This is a genomic window from Klebsiella sp. DY2415, from assembly GCF_026314315.1.
In the GTDB taxonomy this organism is placed as follows: domain Bacteria; phylum Pseudomonadota; class Gammaproteobacteria; order Enterobacterales; family Enterobacteriaceae; genus Klebsiella; species Klebsiella ornithinolytica.
Genome location: NZ_CP111115.1, coordinates 3,602,801 through 3,619,621, shown reverse-complemented (window position 1 = coordinate 3,619,621; position 16,821 = coordinate 3,602,801). Strand labels below are relative to the sequence as shown.

General features: G+C 53.5%; 17 protein-coding genes and 2 tRNA genes. 9 read left to right on the top strand and 10 right to left on the bottom strand.

What is annotated here, in order from left to right:
• Window positions 1-69: 69 nt before the first annotated feature.
• Together ompA and sulA are read right to left on the bottom strand one after the other, a co-directional pair.
• Complete coding sequence (gene ompA / locus OQV00_RS17270) at window positions 70-1,140, bottom strand: porin OmpA (RefSeq protein WP_004860157.1); 1,071 nt, start codon at window positions 1,138-1,140, stop codon at window positions 70-72.
• Window positions 1,141-1,492: 352 nt separating this feature from the next.
• The gene (sulA, locus tag OQV00_RS17265) at window positions 1,493-2,002 is read right to left on the bottom strand and encodes an SOS-induced cell division inhibitor SulA (protein WP_004860159.1); all 510 of its coding nucleotides are present in this window, start codon (window positions 2,000-2,002) and stop codon (window positions 1,493-1,495) included.
• A 461-nt stretch (window positions 2,003-2,463) separates the two neighbouring features.
• Between sulA and OQV00_RS17260 the strand changes: the two genes are divergently transcribed.
• On the top strand, window positions 2,464-3,087 hold the full coding sequence (locus tag OQV00_RS17260; RefSeq protein WP_004860161.1) for a TfoX/Sxy family DNA transformation protein: 624 nt from the start codon (window positions 2,464-2,466) through the stop codon (window positions 3,085-3,087).
• Here OQV00_RS17260 and yccS read toward each other — a convergent pair.
• Both yccS and OQV00_RS17250 read right to left on the bottom strand, forming a co-directional pair.
• A complete protein-coding gene (yccS, locus tag OQV00_RS17255; protein WP_266279089.1) occupies window positions 3,075-5,210 on the bottom strand; it encodes a YccS family putative transporter in 2,136 nt (711 codons plus the stop codon). The genes OQV00_RS17260 and yccS overlap by 13 nt on opposite strands.
• Before the next feature lie 17 nt (window positions 5,211-5,227).
• Window positions 5,228-5,674 (bottom strand): YccF domain-containing protein, encoded by a 447-nt coding sequence (locus tag OQV00_RS17250; protein WP_004860167.1) that lies wholly within the window; start codon window positions 5,672-5,674, stop codon window positions 5,228-5,230.
• 122 nt (window positions 5,675-5,796) lie between these two features.
• Between OQV00_RS17250 and helD the strand changes: the two genes are divergently transcribed.
• Complete coding sequence (helD, locus tag OQV00_RS17245; protein ID WP_127673270.1) at window positions 5,797-7,851, top strand: DNA helicase IV; 2,055 nt, start codon at window positions 5,797-5,799, stop codon at window positions 7,849-7,851.
• Window positions 7,852-7,879: 28 nt separating this feature from the next.
• On the opposite strand, the gene mgsA is transcribed toward helD, so the two are convergent.
• A complete protein-coding gene (gene mgsA, locus OQV00_RS17240; RefSeq protein WP_015584710.1) occupies window positions 7,880-8,338 on the bottom strand; it encodes a methylglyoxal synthase in 459 nt (152 codons plus the stop codon).
• A gap of 153 nt (window positions 8,339-8,491) precedes the next feature.
• On the opposite strand from mgsA, the gene OQV00_RS17235 reads away from it, so the two are divergent.
• Window positions 8,492-8,905: a CoA-binding protein gene (locus OQV00_RS17235; RefSeq protein ID WP_004860175.1), complete on the top strand. Its 414-nt coding sequence runs from the start codon at window positions 8,492-8,494 to the stop codon at window positions 8,903-8,905.
• A gap of 34 nt (window positions 8,906-8,939) precedes the next feature.
• On the opposite strand, the gene hspQ is transcribed toward OQV00_RS17235, so the two are convergent.
• Both hspQ and rlmI read right to left on the bottom strand, forming a co-directional pair.
• Window positions 8,940-9,257, bottom strand: coding sequence for a heat shock protein HspQ (gene hspQ / locus OQV00_RS17230; RefSeq protein WP_004860177.1), 318 nt, complete (start codon window positions 9,255-9,257; stop codon window positions 8,940-8,942).
• Window positions 9,258-9,316: 59 nt separating this feature from the next.
• The gene (gene rlmI / locus OQV00_RS17225; protein WP_044349118.1) at window positions 9,317-10,519 is read right to left on the bottom strand and encodes a 23S rRNA (cytosine(1962)-C(5))-methyltransferase RlmI; all 1,203 of its coding nucleotides are present in this window, start codon (window positions 10,517-10,519) and stop codon (window positions 9,317-9,319) included.
• 190 nt (window positions 10,520-10,709) lie between these two features.
• Between rlmI and OQV00_RS17220 the strand changes: the two genes are divergently transcribed.
• Genes OQV00_RS17220 through yccX form a run of 3 tightly spaced genes read left to right on the top strand, consistent with a single transcriptional unit; the run spans window position 10,710 to window position 12,406 of the window.
• Window positions 10,710-11,264, top strand: a complete 555-nt coding sequence (locus OQV00_RS17220) for a kinase inhibitor (protein ID WP_044349120.1) — start codon at window positions 10,710-10,712, stop codon at window positions 11,262-11,264.
• 20 nt (window positions 11,265-11,284) lie between these two features.
• Window positions 11,285-12,073 carry a helix-turn-helix transcriptional regulator gene (locus OQV00_RS17215; protein WP_032717635.1) on the top strand — a complete coding sequence of 263 codons (789 nt, stop codon included), beginning with the start codon at window positions 11,285-11,287 and terminating at the stop codon, window positions 12,071-12,073.
• 51 nt (window positions 12,074-12,124) lie between these two features.
• On the top strand, window positions 12,125-12,406 hold the full coding sequence (gene yccX, locus OQV00_RS17210; protein ID WP_015584708.1) for an acylphosphatase: 282 nt from the start codon (window positions 12,125-12,127) through the stop codon (window positions 12,404-12,406).
• On the opposite strand, the gene tusE is transcribed toward yccX, so the two are convergent.
• Together tusE and yccA are read right to left on the bottom strand one after the other, a co-directional pair.
• A complete protein-coding gene (gene tusE, locus OQV00_RS17205; protein WP_004860187.1) occupies window positions 12,403-12,732 on the bottom strand; it encodes a sulfurtransferase TusE in 330 nt (109 codons plus the stop codon). The genes yccX and tusE overlap by 4 nt on opposite strands.
• A gap of 88 nt (window positions 12,733-12,820) precedes the next feature.
• Window positions 12,821-13,480 (bottom strand): FtsH protease modulator YccA, encoded by a 660-nt coding sequence (gene yccA, locus OQV00_RS17200; protein ID WP_004860189.1) that lies wholly within the window; start codon window positions 13,478-13,480, stop codon window positions 12,821-12,823.
• A 268-nt stretch (window positions 13,481-13,748) separates the two neighbouring features.
• On the opposite strand from yccA, the gene OQV00_RS17195 reads away from it, so the two are divergent.
• Window positions 13,749-15,377, top strand: coding sequence for an ABC transporter substrate-binding protein (locus tag OQV00_RS17195; RefSeq protein WP_015584707.1), 1,629 nt, complete (start codon window positions 13,749-13,751; stop codon window positions 15,375-15,377).
• 145 nt (window positions 15,378-15,522) lie between these two features.
• Window positions 15,523-15,610, top strand: a tRNA-Ser gene (locus OQV00_RS17190).
• A 155-nt stretch (window positions 15,611-15,765) separates the two neighbouring features.
• On the opposite strand, the gene OQV00_RS17185 is transcribed toward OQV00_RS17190, so the two are convergent.
• Window positions 15,766-16,548 (bottom strand): hypothetical protein, encoded by a 783-nt coding sequence (locus tag OQV00_RS17185; RefSeq protein ID WP_004860193.1) that lies wholly within the window; start codon window positions 16,546-16,548, stop codon window positions 15,766-15,768.
• 146 nt (window positions 16,549-16,694) lie between these two features.
• Here OQV00_RS17185 and OQV00_RS17180 point away from each other — a divergent pair.
• A tRNA-Ser gene (locus tag OQV00_RS17180) sits at window positions 16,695-16,782 on the top strand.
• The last annotated feature ends 39 nt before the right edge of the window (window positions 16,783-16,821 follow it).

Genomic DNA, 16,821 nt, shown 5'->3' with positions numbered 1-16,821 from the left:
GTGTGTTGATACCAGAATTTAGCCCAAAAAAAACCCCGCCAAAGCGGGGTTTTTTATCGGTAGTTAAACTTAAGCCTGCGGCTGAGTTACTACGTCTTTGTAACCTTTAACTTCGATCTCTACGCGACGATCTGGGCCCAGGCAGTCGATCAGTGCAGCGCGAGCTTTCACGTTGTCACAGGTATTGCCGGTAACCGGGTTGGATTCACCCATGCCACGTGCGGAGATTTTGCCAGCCGGGATACCTTTAGACACCAGGTAATCAACAACGGACTGAGCACGTTTCTCAGACAGCTGCTGGTTGTAAGCGTCAGAACCGATACGGTCGGTGTAGCCCAGAACCACTGCAGAACCGTCTTTCGGATCCATGTTGCTCAGCTGAGTGTACAGCTGATCCAGCGCCTGCTGACCTTCCGGTTTCAGGGTAGATTTGTTGAAGTTGAACAGAACGTCAGACTTCAGAGTGAAGTGCTTAGTAGTCACTTCCGGAGCCGGTGCCGGTGCCGGAGCAACAACCGGAGCTGCTTCTTCCTGACCGAAACGGTAAGAAACACCCAGGCTCAGCATGCCGTTGTCAGGACGCGCGCCAACGGTACCTGCGTCACCGATGTTATTAACCCACTGGTATTCCAGACGGGTAGCGATGTCACGAGTAACAGCCCACTCTAAACCACCAGCAAATACCGGGGATACGCCAGTGTCGTGTTCGCTGCGGGAAACGCCGGTAGAACCGTAGTTGCCGTCAGCATCTGCACGCCAGACCATACCACCCAGACGGGTATAGATATCCAGATCGTCAGTGATCGGGTAACCCAGTTTAGCAGTCAGCTGAACGCCCTGAGCTTTGAAAGCGCCGTTGTCTACGCTGCCTTTATATGCAACGCGACCCAGCCAATCGTAACCCATTTCAAAACCCAGGTACGGGTTTACCTGATAACCACCGAACGCACCAGCACCGAGCTGGCTGTTGTGGGTTGGGCCATTGTTGTTCTGGAAACCGTTACCGTAGAAACCGGTATCGTGAAACTGGGACCAGCCCAGTTTACCACCTGCATACCAGGTGTTATCTTTCGGTGCGGCCTGCGCTACGGTAGCGAAGCCAGCCAGTGCCACTGCAATCGCGATAGCTGTCTTTTTCATTTTTTGCGCCTCATTATCATCCAAAATTCGCCATGAAGTTACAAAAGACCTCACGGTTAAATCCTTCACCCGGGGCGTGACTTGTTGTTAACTATGCTGATACATGCAGCGTAAGCCGATCACCCCTGGCGATGTAAAGTCTACAACTTAGTTCGAAACTTACAAGTGTGAACTCCGTCAGGCATATGAAAAAAAAGGGTTGTGTACACAAGATTTAACAAATATGGTTAATTTTTGTTCGCCAAATAAAGCCGCGAAACCGCATCAGACAGGCATTCCGGTACAAATCACCCTGTTCAGAAAATGGTATTGTTGTAAGCAAAAAAAATTCTAGGATTAATCCTAATTTGGCTTAATGGTACAAATTCGAGTGAATTTTTAGCCCGCTGAGTTGTCTCCCAGCCGGGTTCGTATTTCCAACCGGCCGCATGATAAACCCCATTGCATGTCCTTCTTGTGCGGCGATGACCAGACGTTCGTGCTCTTCTGCCGTCAGTTCATCTGTCAGCCAGCCAATCACCACACTGTAATTCCCTGTGCGCAGCGCGCGGATCATCGAATCGACGGTGTTGAAAGGTGAGAGCTGATTAATCTGCATAACCTTCGACAGCGGTAATCCGGAAGACTGAACCCATTCGCGACTCAATTTCTGCTTCGGCGTGAGCCAGAGCTGCCAGCGAGACTGCTGGCCAAGCTGCTGTAATAAAGGTAGCAGGAGTAATTGCGTCATCATAGGTTGATCTTCACGGTAGACAATTTCACTGATCAGCCCGCTGGCCGGTTGTTCGACGACGTCATGTGAAGGGCGACGTACTGAAGCAGAAGTCAGTGATGAACGATTTGCGTAAGCTGAAGTAAACATAGTCTATCCCGCCTGTGGGTTACTGTATGAATATACAGTATATCCAGCAGGGGAAAAGATCAACCTCATTTATCACTTCATTGGTTGAAAATTGTACATGATTTTTGTCGCTTCCGCGCCAGACCTTCCTGGTGGGGAGAGTGGAGAGATCGATACTTCTCGGCAATGGTTATGGCAGAGACCAGATCGTCTGGTCCATCGCTATATTCATATCTCTCAAATTTTTCACCCTTCTCGCCAAACTATTCACTTGTATTTCAGTGCGCGGGGCTTGCGTATTTATTCCTTATATATCGGGTATTCCCGGCAGACAGTTTTCTGAAAGCACCTCGCAAAATGATGATTAAATGTTGAACAGTGTAAAAATCATCTTGCTGCAATATACGAAGTCACTTACTTTCTATATTAACGGATCCGTTCACAAATAATATTCTATTTACATGATTAACAAAGGAATAATCATGAAGAAAATTTCATCTTTACGGTTCCATCAACTCCAGGAATGTTTATCTCCACTCGGCAAAATAAGCTGTCGCCCGCTCTTTGGGGGCTATAGCCTTGCCATAGACGATACCGTTTTTGCCATGGTTGCCGAGGGCGAAATCTATCTTAAAATTTGTGAGCAGAGCGCGGAATATCGCGTTGTGCATGCTACCCCTCTTTTGACGATGCGGAAAAATGGTCGCCCGGTATTACTGAAATATTATCAGGTTGACGAGACTCTCTGGGGGGATAGCAAAACGCTTTTCAATCTATCGGCGTCCTCATTACAAAGTGCACGTAATGAAAAGCACCGACAGCGCGCGTCCGGAAGATTAAAAGATCTCCCGAACATCAGTTTTCACATGGAGCTGCTGTTGATTAACGCGGGCGTGAGCGATGAAAACATGCTCCGTCAGTTTGGTGCAGAGAAAGTCTGGCTGAAATTGCGCGAGTCAAATAAAGCCCTCACCCTGAATGTTCTCTATGCGCTGGAAGGCGCGATTGCCGGCGTGCATTCCGCAGCGCTCCCGACGCAGCGGCGTCAGGAGCTTAAGGTTTGGGCCGACAGCCAGCACAAGAGTATCGATGCTTACTCGGGTTGAACCGCAACCTGTTTTTGCAACCTGCAGATTTCCGGTAACAGCGCCAGCAGCAGACCAATTTGCTGAAGCACCAGCGGCTCTTTGCTGTCAACCCGGGGCTCAAGATGTTGGATCCGGGTCTGCAGACTATTAAGCGCCTGCTGCACCCGCTGCTCGTCGGCAGGCGTGTGGTGCAGCGCATCATCCACGTAGCAGACGGCATCATCAAGCAGGGCGAGAATTTCCGCCGTCGTGAGTTTTTCCCGGTGCGCGCCGAGTGCGGAAATATAGCTGGTAAAGGTATGGTTCAGGCAAAGTAAACGGAATGCCGTTTCGCGCATGGCTGAGTTTGCCCGCGGTTCCGTCGACAGGTTTGATACCACAGATGCCAGTTCGCCATCCCGGCTATGGGCATCGCGGCGGGCAACGCGATAGGCCAGGCGGTTATCGCGTCCCTGGTGATATTGCTCGAGAATGGCATCGAGGTATCGGCAGTTGGCGTTGATAGCCTGGTCCAGCACCCGCGGCAAATTGCGGAACTTCCAGTCTGGCCAGATAAAGCTCACGGCCGCCCAGGCGATCGCACAGCCAATCAGCGTGTCGAAAATACGCGGTAGCGCGACCTCGAAACCTTCACCTAGCAGGTTAAAACACAGCAGAACCAGCAGGGTGATGAACATTGTCGCGTGGGCATACTGTACGTTGCGAAAAGCAAAAAACAGCACGCCGGTCAGGACAATGAGCAGCAGCTGGCCTTCAACAGATGGCACGAGCAGTAATATCGGCAGGCCTATGGCCACCCCAACCAGGGTACCGATAATCCTCAGCGCGAGCCGATGACGGGTGGCGTTATAGTTCGGCTGGCAGACAAACAGGCTGGTCAGGAGTATCCAGTATCCGTGGTCTAAGCCGGTGAACTGGATAAACGCATAGCCGGTACAGAGGACCAGTGACATCCTGACCGCATGACGGAACAGCGCCGATTCTGGCGACATGTTGCGGCGCAGCCGCAGCCAAATATCGCTGAAACTGTTAAGTCCATCGTCCGCGAGCAGGTTTTCGGTCGCGCTGTTTGCCGGGGCACTGGTTTGCGCCGATTCAATTGTCGCCAGTTGAGCATCGATCGCACGGAGATTGTTAAGCAGAAAGCCCAGCGCTTTCATCTGTTCAGCCGGAGCGCCGCTGGCGTGTACGCGGTCGAGGGCGGCATCAAGGTGCATAAATGCCCGCTCGAAATGGGCATCGTGCTGGTAAGGTTCGCGTAAAAGAATCGCGCGGGATAATTTCTGGCATGCCTGCGCCTGCATCGACAGCATGCGCTGGAAGCGGAACATTACATCGCTATAGCGAAAATGATCGCGTAGCGTTTGGTACTGAATGTGTGATGAACTGGCGCGCTCGTGAATATCCTGAGCAACAAAGTAGTATTGTAACGTGCGGCGGGTGCCGCGCTGGCCACGGTCGCCGCGCAGACGCGTCAGCAGAGAGGCCTTGGTCTGATTGAGCGTCGTCACCAGTTGACCATTGGCAATGGCTAAATCATACAGCGGCGCCTGGCTCTCATCCTCAATATCCGGGTCAAACAGACGGGATTTGAGCTCAAGGTAATGCGCCAGCTGTTCATAGCTGCGCGCAAGATTATCCTGCAGGGGGCGAATCGGGAAAATCAGGTGTCCGCAGAGGGTCAGCAGGTTGTACCAGACCGCACCGGTCAGCAGAAAGCACGGCTGCAGATACCAGCGATCGTAGAGCGTTACGCCCAGCATGGTATAAATGGCGATCAGCAAGGCGCCAAATGCGATAGTGGCATAACGCTGTCCCAGACCGCCGAGCAAAATAAATCCGGTGGTCGATACGGTTAACCCAAGCGCAAACAGCCAGGGCCAGGGGAACAGTAGCTCCACCGAGGCGGAAGCAATAAAAAAACACACCAGCGTGATGGCCAGATTGCGCAACCGGCCGGCCAGACGATCGTCGAGGTCGGTCAATGCCGCGGCCACCACGCCCAGCGTCAGGGGAATGGTCAGTTTGACTTCGCCAAGCCACCATGGAACGGCGGTTGTGCCGCAGAGTGCGATAAAAATCCTGGCGTTATACAGCCAGGCACTGTTCCATGTATAACGGCGTAGCAAGGGGCTAAGCATGGTCGTGTTCCGTCCGGTTACTGAAAGCGACGACGCGCATTTGCTTCACGCGCGGCACGAGCCGTTTCGACGGAAACCACTCTACGTCCCACCGGCCATAATGCAATGGCGGCAATTTTAAAATTAGCAATACCGACCGGGATGCCAATGATGGTCAGGCATTGGGCGATACCGCTGAAAATATGCATCAGGCACAGCCACCAGCCAAAAAAGATAAACCACAAAATATTCAGAATCGTACCACCGGCATTCAGCAGGCTATTTTTGCCTTGCGGTTCAAGTTCATCGACATGAATGGCTTCATTCCCGTAAGGCAGCAGGGAGAGTCGGGTAATTTCCCAGCATGAGCGAGTTAATGGCAAGGTGAAGATCAGGATGATGCTGACCAGGGTTGCCAGCAGCCAGCCCAGCGTGGTGGCGAAACCGCCAAGGATAAAGTTCAAAATATTCAGAATGGTACGCATAAACCCTCAGTTCAGTCCTGGAGATAATAAGACCTGACCATTGTAACGTTTTTTACGCTGGAGCACCTGGTCGCTGGCGGTTAAACTTAAAAACATCCAACCTGATTGAAATTCGGCATGATATGGAACTTAAAGCGACAACATTGGGCAAACGTATGGCACAGCATCCCTACGACCGGGTGCAACTGCTTAACGCGGGAGTAAAAGTCTCGGGTGATAACCATGAGTATCTTATCCCTTTCAATCAGTTATTGTCAGTTCAATGTAAGCGCGGCCTGGTCTGGGGAGAACTGGAGTTCGTTTTACCGGACAGCAAAGTCGTGCGTTTACACGGCACCGAGTGGAATGAAACGCAGCGTTTTTATCATCATCTGAATACCCTCTGGCAGCAGTGGAGCGCGGAAATGAGCGGTATTGCCGCCGGTGTTCTCCAGCAGCAGCTGGAGGAGGTTGCCCGCGCCAGCGCCGAAGGCAAGTGGCTAACCCGTCAGCAGGTTACTGATATTCAGGTGAAGATTCGTCGTGCGTTGACCGGTCTGCCGATGCCGACCAGCCGTCTTGACGCTTTCGAGAACTGTCGTGAGCTGTGGCGGCAGTGCCAAAGCTGGCTGGCTGATACCGAAGAGGCCCGGCTGGCTCATAATCAGGCTTTTACCGAATCGATGCTCGAGCAGTATCACGGATTTTTTGCCAGCGTCGAAACTTCTCCGCTGAATCCCGCGCAGGCGCGGGCGGTGGTCAACGGCGAGCGCGCTTTGTTGGTGCTTGCCGGGGCCGGAAGCGGCAAAACCTCCGTGCTGGTGGCGCGAGCCGGGTGGTTATTAACGCGGGGAGAAGCCGCCGCCGATCAGATTCTGCTGCTGGCATTTGGCCGCCAGGCGGCGCAGGAAATGGATGAGCGTATTCGTGAACGTCTGGGTTCAGAAGAGATCGCGGCTCGTACCTTTCACTCTCTGGCATTACATATTATTCAGCAGGGCAGCAAAAAAGTGCCGACCATCAGCAAGCTGGAGAGCGACAGCACGGCCCGCCAGACCTTGCTGCTGAAAAACTGGCGCCAGCAGTGCCAGGAGAAAAAAGCGCAGGCCAAGGGGTGGCGGCAGTGGCTGGAGGAAGAGATGGGCTGGCAGGTGCCGGACGGCGAATTCTGGCAGGATAAAAAAATCCAGCGGCGAATGGCCAGTCGCCTCGATCGCTGGGTTAGCCTGATGCGCATGCACGGGGGATCGCAGGCGGAGATGATCGCCGGCGCGCCGGAAGAGGTGCGCGACCTGTTCGGCAAGCGCGTTAAGCTGATGGCGCCGCTGTTAAAAGCGTGGAAAACGGCGCTGAAAGACGAAGGCGCGGTCGATTTTTCCGGGCTGATACATCAGGCGATTAATATTCTGGATAAAGGGCGCTTCGTCAGCCCGTGGAAACATATTCTGGTCGACGAGTTTCAGGATATCTCGCCGCAGCGCGCCGCCTTGCTTGCTGCGCTGCGTCGGCAGAGCACGCAGGCGACGTTATTTGCCGTTGGCGATGACTGGCAGGCTATCTATCGCTTCAGCGGGGCTCAACTCTCTTTGACCACCGCATTCAATCACTATTTTGGCGAAGGCGATTGCTGCGCGCTGGATACCACCTACCGGTTTAACGGGCGTATTGGGGAGGTGGCGAACGGTTTTATACAACAAAACCCGCATCAGTTGAGTAAACCATTGAACAGCCTGACGACCGGAGACAAGAAAGCCGTGACGCTGCTGGCGGACGATAAGCTCGACGATCTCCTCGATAAACTCAGCGGCTATGCGAAACCGGACCAGCGGATTTTATTGCTGGCGCGCTATCATCATTTGAAACCCGAGGCGCTGGAAAAAGCGGCGACGCGCTGGCCGCATCTGCAGCTCGATTTTATGACCATTCATGCCAGTAAAGGCCAGCAGGCGGATTATGTCATTGTGTTGGGGCTGCAGGAGGGGGACGATGCGTTTCCGGCCCCGGCGCGCGAATCCATTATGGAGCAGGCGCTACTGCCGCAGCCGGAGGATTTTCCGGATGCGGAAGAGCGGCGCTTGCTCTATGTCGCTATTACGCGTGCGCGGCTTCGCGTCTGGCTGTTGTTCAACAAAGCGCGGCCTTCGCCGTTTGTCGAAATGTTAGAAGATCTGGATGTGCCGGTGGCGAGAAAACCGTAAGTGCCGGCGGGCGGGCCGCCGGCCGGGATTACTTCAGACGGTCGGCGAGGTAACGTTGATAATCCGGGATCAGAATATCGAGAGGTTCGGCGAAATTCGGCGACAGAATAATAAAGTCGGCCGTTGAGGCATTGGTGGCTACAGGGATGTTCCACACCGTAGCCAGGCGCAGCAGTGCCTTGACGTCCGGGTCGTGCGGCACGGCGTTGAGCGGATCCCAGAAGAAAATCAGCACATCGATTTTACCTTCCGAGATCAGCGCGCCGACCTGCTGATCGCCACCCATCGGTCCGCTCAGCATCGCGTTAACCTCCAGCCCGGTTGCGCGGGAGATAAGGTTACCGGTGGTGCCGGTTGCATAGAGTTCGTGCTGGGCCAGCAGCGGCTGGTGGCGCGCAACCCATTTCATCAGCATATCTTTACAGTGATCGTGAGCAACCAGCGCGATATGTTTGCGTGCGGGTAACGTACGTGTCGTCAGTTCCATATTTTCATTCCACATTTTGACCTGCAGACAGATTACTGGAAGTGACTGCTGCTGCAAGTGTCCGGGTGAAAATTTTTGACGCATCCGTAAGTTAGGATGAATGGCTCGTTCAGTCGGATTAGCATACACTTGGGCTAAAGAGTGGAGGATAAAATGAAAGAGAACGATATCGCAGGCATTCTCACCTCAACCCAGACGATTGCGCTGGTGGGGGCGAGTGACAAACCGGATCGCCCAAGTTATCGGGTGATGAAATACCTTCTTGAACAGGGCTATCACGTTATCCCCGTTTCGCCGAAAGTTGCTGGTACCACGCTGATGGGGCAGAAAGGTTACGCCACCCTTGGCGATGTACCGGAAAAAGTGGATATGGTCGATGTCTTCCGCAACTCCGATGCGGCGCTGGCCGTTGCTCAGGAGGCTATCGCAATTGGTGCGAAAACGCTGTGGCTGCAGCTGGGAGTGATTAACGAACAGGCGGCGGTACTGGCGCGCGAGGCTGGGCTGAATGTGGTGATGGATCGCTGCCCGGCGATTGAAATACCGCGCTTAGGGCTGGCGAAGTAAATAAAAAACCCCGCAATAGCGGGGTTTTTTTACATCAGTTACGTAGCCGCGGGGCCTGCAGCTGTCGGCGAATCGTTCTGGCCAGCTCGTCCATCGACGGCTGTTCCGGATGTTCATCGCTGGCTTCACCGCTCAGCTGCGCTTCCGCAAGATAAGTGTGGATCGGCTGGCCGTCCTCATCTTCCATGACCACATGATACCAGGGCGAGGCGCGCAGTTCGTCATTGGCTGCAATTTCATCCTCTTCCGGCTCGGCGAGCGAGTATACCGGATCGATATCAACAACCACGCCGAGGTAGCCTAATAGCGTATGGCGAACCTGCTGGCCGATACCGAATTTGCTGGCAATCATAGGCACCTCCTGGGAAACGTTATTACCTGCTATATGCGGGCAATGTTCCGCTTTTCAAGTTACATGATGCGACAGGCAAACCCTTTCAGATACAGCCCTTCCGGGTAGGTTGCAATCACCGGGTGATCGGCAGCCTGACGGAACTGTTCTATAAATTGTACATCACGTCCGGCATCAATTGCGGCATCGGCAATGATTTTCTGAAATAAATCGGTCGCCATCAGACCCGAGCAGGAGAAGGTCAGCAGGATGCCGCCGGGATTCAAGAGCTGAATCGCCAACATATTGATATCTTTATAACCACGGCAGGCGCCCATCAGCTGGTTTTTATTCTCGACGAACTTCGGCGGATCCATGACGATAACGTCAAACGTCTCCCCCTGATCGCGATATTTACGCAGCAGTTTAAAGACGTCGTCGCGAACAAATTCCGCTCTGGAAAGATCCAGCTTGTTCAGCTCTACGTTTTGTTTCGCAACGTCCAGCGCCTCCTGGGAGGTATCGACGCTAATAACCTGGCGGCAGCCGCCCATCAGGGCGGAAACAGCGAAACCACCGGTATAGGAGAAACAGTTAAGAACGCGCTTGTCGGCGACATAGCGGCGGGTCGCCAGACGGCTATCGCGCTGGTCGAGGTAGTAACCGGTTTTGTGGCCGCCCTGAATGTCGACCAGCAGCTGCATACCGTGCTCGGTAATCGGCAGCAGGGCCGGCGGCAGTTCGCCGACAACCGGACCTTGCGCCAGCTCCAGCCCCTCTTTTTTACGCACCGCGACGTCGCTGCGATCGTAGATAGAGCAGTTCGGGAACAGCGTTTGCAACGCGCTGACGATGGCGGCACGCTGGTATTCAGCACCGGCGCTCAGCAGCTGCAGGACGAAGAAGTGACCAAAGCGATCGATGGTCACGCCCGGCAGACCGTCGGATTCGCCGGCGATCAGACGATAGCTGTCAAGGCCATCGCGAGCCGCCAGCCATTCGCGCCAGGTCTGCGCCTGCTGCAGGCGACGCTCGAAAAAGGCGTTATCGATAGCTTCATTGCGATCGAAGCTCCAGACGCGAGCGCGGATCTGCGAAGAGGGCGAATACGCGCCGCGGGCCAGCCATTTCCCTTGCGAATCAACGATATCGATGGTCTCACCGGAGCGAGCTTTACCTTCCATCCGGGCGACGGCGCCGGAGAAAATCCACGGATGGCGACGCAGCAGGGATTTCTCGCGTCCTTTGGTTAACACTAAGCGGGGGAAAATGGAATCTGTCATGGAGCTACCTTTAAGCAACGGGAATGTCGGCACCGAAAAATGGCGCGTAGGTTAGCACAAGTGACCGGCGCAAGCATCATTCCACCTGCGCCGACAGGTGAGCGTTTCGGCACAAAACGCAGGCGCTTTGGCACAATAAAAACCTTCCCGCGATCTTACAGTGATTCCTCACCCAACGGAGGAAAATACGATGAAAACAGGATCCCGGTTAGCGGCAATCTTAATTGCGGTTATCAGTACCAGCGCGGCAGCGGCGCCATTTCGCGTCACCAGCAGCGACATGCGCGAAGGGGATAGCCTGGCGGCATCCCAACAGTTTAATGGTTTTGGCTGTCGCGGGGGGAATGTCTCGCCCCAGCTGGTCTGGGAACATGCGCCGACGGGCACCCGCAGTTTTGCGGTGACCGCCTACGACCCGGATGCCCCCAGCGGAAGCGGGTGGTGGCACTGGACGGTTGTGAACATACCGTCGACGGTTTCCAGCCTGGCGACTGGTGCCGGAGATAAAAACAACGCTAAACTGCCTGCAGGTGCCGTGCAGGGGCGAAATGACTTCGGCTATGCGGGCTTTGGCGGAGCGTGTCCTCCGCCCGGGGATAAGCCTCATCATTACCACTTTACGGTATGGGCGCTGAATACGCCGACTTTACCGATTGATGCACAGGCCAGCGGCGCGTTGGTGGGCTTTATGCTGCGCAGCCATGCTATCGCCAGCGCCCGGCTGACGGCCATGTCAGGACGCTAAACGACAGACAGAGAGCTCAAATGCGGAATATTCACTTTCAGCATAACGCGTTATCGGCGGCAGAAATCACCTCCCGGCGATTATATAAACTGCACCGCGTCAGGCTTTTTTCGCCTGCGCTGTGTCGGGTCAATCGTGGAAGTAAAATCATCGTGCAGGGGGCCAGTCAGATGCAGGTCACCCCGCAGCAGCTGATTATTTTGCCCGCCGACCTTGAGCTTGAGGTCATTAATCAGCCGGACAATGGGCTATTTTGTTCCGACCTGCTCTCGTTGACCGCAGACCTGCTCGCGGATTTTAAAGCACGTTACATGAGCGAGTCGCCGCCCGGCCGGCTGACATCACTATGCGCGCCGATGACCCCGGAGCTGTCGTTTATGTGGCAGAACGTGTTGCAAGCGGTGAGAGGGGGACTCTCGACGGAGCTGCAGCATCATCAGGCGATGGGGCTGCTGCTGGCATTGCAGCAGGCGGGATATGCCGGACCGCTATTAAACGAAAGACAGCAGGATCTGACCGGCCAGGTACGGCAAATTATCATGCTGTCGCCGGCGGAAGCGTGGAGCGTTCCTCGGGTGGCCAGGATGTTGTTTCTGGGGGAGTCGACTCTGCGCCGCCGTTTACAGCAGGAATCGCAAAGTTTTCGCCTGATCGTTGAAGAGGTTCGTATGGCGTACGCCTTAGGCCAGCTGCAGTCAACGTCGCTGCCTATAGGTGAGATCGCACTCAACAGCGGCTATCAGTCCGGGTCACGCTTTACCGCGCGTTTTCGTCAACACTATGGCCTGTTGCCGAAGCATGTGCGCTGACGAGAATTTGCTATTCTGTGCTTCAGGGCAGGCCAAAAAAGGAGTGTAACGATGGCGACAATCTGCACAATGGCATGGGTATATGGCTCGGTTCAGGGCGTGGGGTTTCGCTACTCGACGCAGCGGGAGGCGCTACGCCTTGGGCTGACGGGCTATGCACGTAATCTTGATGATGGCAGCGTGGAGGTGCTGGCCTGCGGGGAAGAAGACCAGGTTGCGGCACTTATCGCCTGGCTAAACGCCGGCGGGCCGCGCAGTGCGCGGGTTGACAGGGTCAATACTGAGCCTCATCAACCCACCAGAGAGTGGCAAAAATTTGCCATCCTCTATTAGATGCATTTCACCGGTTTAGGCAGGCCGGCAATTTTGGTGGCCTGTTTAGCCGGTCCTTTCGGGAACAGGCGATAGAGATAGCGGCTGTTGCCTTTCTCTTCGCCAAACTTATTCGCCATCGCCTTTACTAACATGCGAATGGCGGGCGATGTGTTGAATTCCAGATAAAATTCGCGCACAAAACGCACCACTTCCCAGTGTTCAACGGAAAGCGTAATGCCCTCCTGCCCGGCGATAACTTCCGCCATGGCTTCGTTCCACTGTGTCGTCTCTTTCAGATAGCCTTCGCTATCGGTCTCAATTTCGTTGCCTTCAAAGATAAACATAATTCTTCACATACCGTTCAGACTGGCCGCAGTGTAGCAAAAAATAAGGCCCCGCATAAGCGGGGCCTGAGTACGGCGTCGGCAGAGGTTAGTCCCGGCTTGCGAAGCCAAGGATGCTCAGCAGGCTGACGAAGATGTTGTACAGCGACACGTACAGGCTGACGGTAGCGCGGATATAGTTGGTCTCACCGCCGCGGATGATATTGCTGGTTTCAAACAGGATTGCGCCTGAAGAAATCAGGATAAACACCGCGCTGATGGCCAGGTGCAGAGCCGGCAGCTGCAGGAAGATGTTAGCAACCATACCGATCAGCACCACCACTACGCCTGCCATCAGCATTCCGCCGAGGAAGGACATGTCTTTACGGGTGGTCAACACATAGGCCGAGCAGCAGAAGAACACCAGAGCGGTACCGCCCAGCGCCAGACCAATCAGGTCACCCATACCCGCAGACAGATAGGCGTTGAGCATTGGCCCAAGGATATAACCCAGGAAGCCGGTGAAAGCGAAGGCCGCCAGAATACCTGTCGGCTTATTGGCCAGTTTATAGGTCAGGAACATCAGACCATACATACCCACCAGCGTCAGAATCAGTCCTGGAGAAGGCAGCATCAGCACCGTGCTGGCCGTTGCCGTAATGGCGGAAAATGCCAGCGTCAGACTGAGGAGGAAATAGGTGTTCCGCAGAACTTTATGCGTACTGAGCAGCGATGAACGGTCACGCGACGACGTAATAATACGATCCATGAGTCACTCTCTTATGACAGATGTAATTAATAATGAAGCATAAAAAAACCACGACGGAAGCCATAGTGCTTTTACCCATCTTTACTTAGACCCCCGAGGCAATCACGCAGCATATTATGCTAATAAATAATGGAAAGGTGGTGAGTTTGTGTGTTTGGCTTCAGGAACCAGATCGGAATCTGATAGGTTACTGAAAAATATTGCGTTATTGCCGTTCTGTGGCTAAGTGTGGAGAGGGTACAAACGAAGCGTAATAAAGGCAAGGGATATGAAATCACAAAAATACAATCACATCACGCAAGCAGTGCTGGCTCTCGGTTTACTCTGCACGACGGCCACGGTATTTGCCGCTCAGGTTCCCCCCGGGACGGTGCTGGCAGAGAAGCAGGAACTGGTAAGAAATAACGGCAGCGAGCCGGCATCACTGGATCCGCATAAGGTCGAGAGTGACGTTGAGTTTAATATTATCAGCGATCTTTTCGAAGGGCTGGTCAGCGTCTCACCGGCTGGTGAAATACAGCCGCGGCTGGCGGAAAAGTGGGAAAATAAAGAGAACACCGTCTGGACCTTCCATTTACGTCCGGGCATTACCTGGTCGGACGGAACCGCCATTACCGCTCAGGATATTGTCTGGAGCTGGCAGCGACTGGTCTCTCCTCTGACGGCATCACCTTATTCCAGCTACCCGGGCAATATGCATATTGTGAACGCGAAGGAGATTGCCGAAGGGAAAAAAGCGCCGGAGACGCTGGGGGTGAAGGCGGTGGATGATGCGACGCTGGAAGTTACATTAACCCAGCCGAACGCGGCGTTTTTAGCGATGCTGGCGCACCCTTCGCTGGTTCCGATTGATAAAGTGCTGGTAAACCGCTTTGGCGAACAGTGGACCAAACCGGAGCATATCGTGACCAGCGGTCCATATAAGCTGTCTGCGTGGGTCGTTAACGAGCGCATCGTGGCCGAACGTAACCCGCGTTATTGGGACAATCAGCATACGGTAATCAATAAAGTGACCTGGCTGCCGATTCATTCAGAAGCGGCGGACGTTAACCGTTATAAAGCGGGTGAAATCGATATTGTTTATACGGTACCGATTAACCAGTTCGCGCAGCTTAAAAAGACCATGGGCGATCAGCTGAATGTGTCGCCGCAGCTGGCGACCTATTATTACGAGTTCAACACCACCAGGCCGCCATTTAACGATCCGCGTGTCCGGCTGGCGCTGAACATGGCACTGGATAAAGACATCATTGCGGAAAAAGTACTGGGGCAGGGACAACGCCCGGCCTGGCTGATTAGCCAGCCTGATATCGGCGGCGTAAAACTGCAAAATCCGGAATACGCCAGCTGGCCGCGCGAGAAACGCATTGCCGAAGCCAAAAAACTGCTGAGCGAAGCGGGATACTCAGATAGTCACCCGCTGGTGTTTAATCTGCTGTACAACACATCGGAATCACACCAGCGCGTGGCGATTGCCGCCAGTTCGATGTGGAAGAAAAATCTCGGCGTGGAGGCGAAGCTGCAAAACCAGGAGTGGAAGACGATGCTCGACACCATGCACACGCACAATTTTGATGCGGTGCGCTATGCGTGGATTGCCGATTATGACGATGCCGCCACTTTCCTGAATAACTTCCGCACCGGCGACAGTGAGAATACCAGCCAGTACAGCAATCCTGCCTATGATGAAGCCTTAAAGAACGCCGCCAAAGCGTCAGATGGGGTGACGCGCGGTAAGTACTACCAGCAGGCAGAGGATCTGCTGGCGAAAGATGTGCCGGCGGTTCCGGTTTATCACTATGTTCGTACCCACCTGGTAAAACCGTGGGTGGGGGGATTTACGCCGGATAAGCTGGGATACTACTTCACCAAAGATATGTACATCAAAAAGCACTAACGCTCAGGGGTAAGATTTTGTGCTGAAAAAACGGTCAATCTGTTGTTGATTCAACCGATTAACAGCATTTTGGTTATTTTTGAAGCAAGTGAACGGTTGCTGGCTTTACACGACGCAAGTAGCTGTTTATAGTGCGCCTCATTACGGAAGTGTGGCCGAGTGGTTGAAGGCACCGGTCTTGAAAACCGGCGACCCGAAAGGGTTCTAGAGTTCGAATCTCTACGCTTCCGCCAGATACAAAAAAATCCCGCGATAGAAATATCGCGGGATTTTTTTTGTCTATACTGCGGAATCTTGCTGTCAGGGCCTGGTCTTGTCACTGCGCCAGCCCATCATAGATTCAGCGTAACGTGTGCTATCCAGCAGAGGCTTTGCTTGCACCCAGCCATCATTGACTTCTTTTTGCCAGGATTCTCCCCAGCTGTTTATAACCTTCAGAACCTCTATGCACGGATTTCCGCTGGCATTTCATCGGCACGGTAAGTTTAACCACGAAGTCGCGATAAGTAGGTTCCCGCATGAGCCTGAGAAAACTGACCGACTCCTGTTTTATATTGGGAAATATTTTCTTTAAGGTTGAGAATGCTGTTTTGTGAGTATGAAAAAAATTCTCAATGCATGCCTGACAATTAAAGTTTATTTTTTGAACTGTGTTTGTGAGGTTTTCGTAAATATTATAAACCTGATTCCACATTGTATATTCCCGAATACCACCATCATCGTTATCGGCGAAATCAGGCATCGTTTTATCTTTTGACGAGCACTCCAGTGATGGGTTACCGAACGCGACATATGCGGCATAATTTAAGGCATTTATTGCACTCCCGCCTTCATCTGCAAGAGGCTCATGACTTCCTGAATCCTCTTCACCAAAAGGTTTTACCAGCCCGTAAGGTGAAAAAATCTTGTCTGGCGTATAGCGAGTACAATCCTCAGGTAATTTGAGGCCGTTTTCTGCAGTAAGCATGACTGCCGCAGAGGCGGCGTAACAGATCCCCCGGCCACCCTGTGCAGGCACGTTGGGTAAGTTAGTGACTTCACTCAGATCGCTTTGCACCACATATTCTTTCGACGGTGGGGTGAATGCCGCAAATGCAGGATATTGAGCCGATGCTTCAGAGGGGAGCAATAATATAAACGCCAAAATAGCTAAGGCGTTGACCCTTTTCATATCGGCGAACCTTCTCTATGGGCGCCGTTGTAAATAACGATGTTAGCGCATTGCTCGTTTTTTGCGCCATTGCGAGAGAAACCTCCGCGTTCGATAAATTCCTGCTTTACATAGCGCTAAGAGGTGTTTATAGTGCGCGTCATTCTGGAAGCGTGGCCGAGCGGTTGAAGGCACCGGTCTTGAAAACCGGCGACCCGAAAGGGTTCTAGAGTTCGAATCTCTACGCTTCCGCCAAATAAAAAAAGGGGTTACCGAAAGGTAACCCCTTTTTGC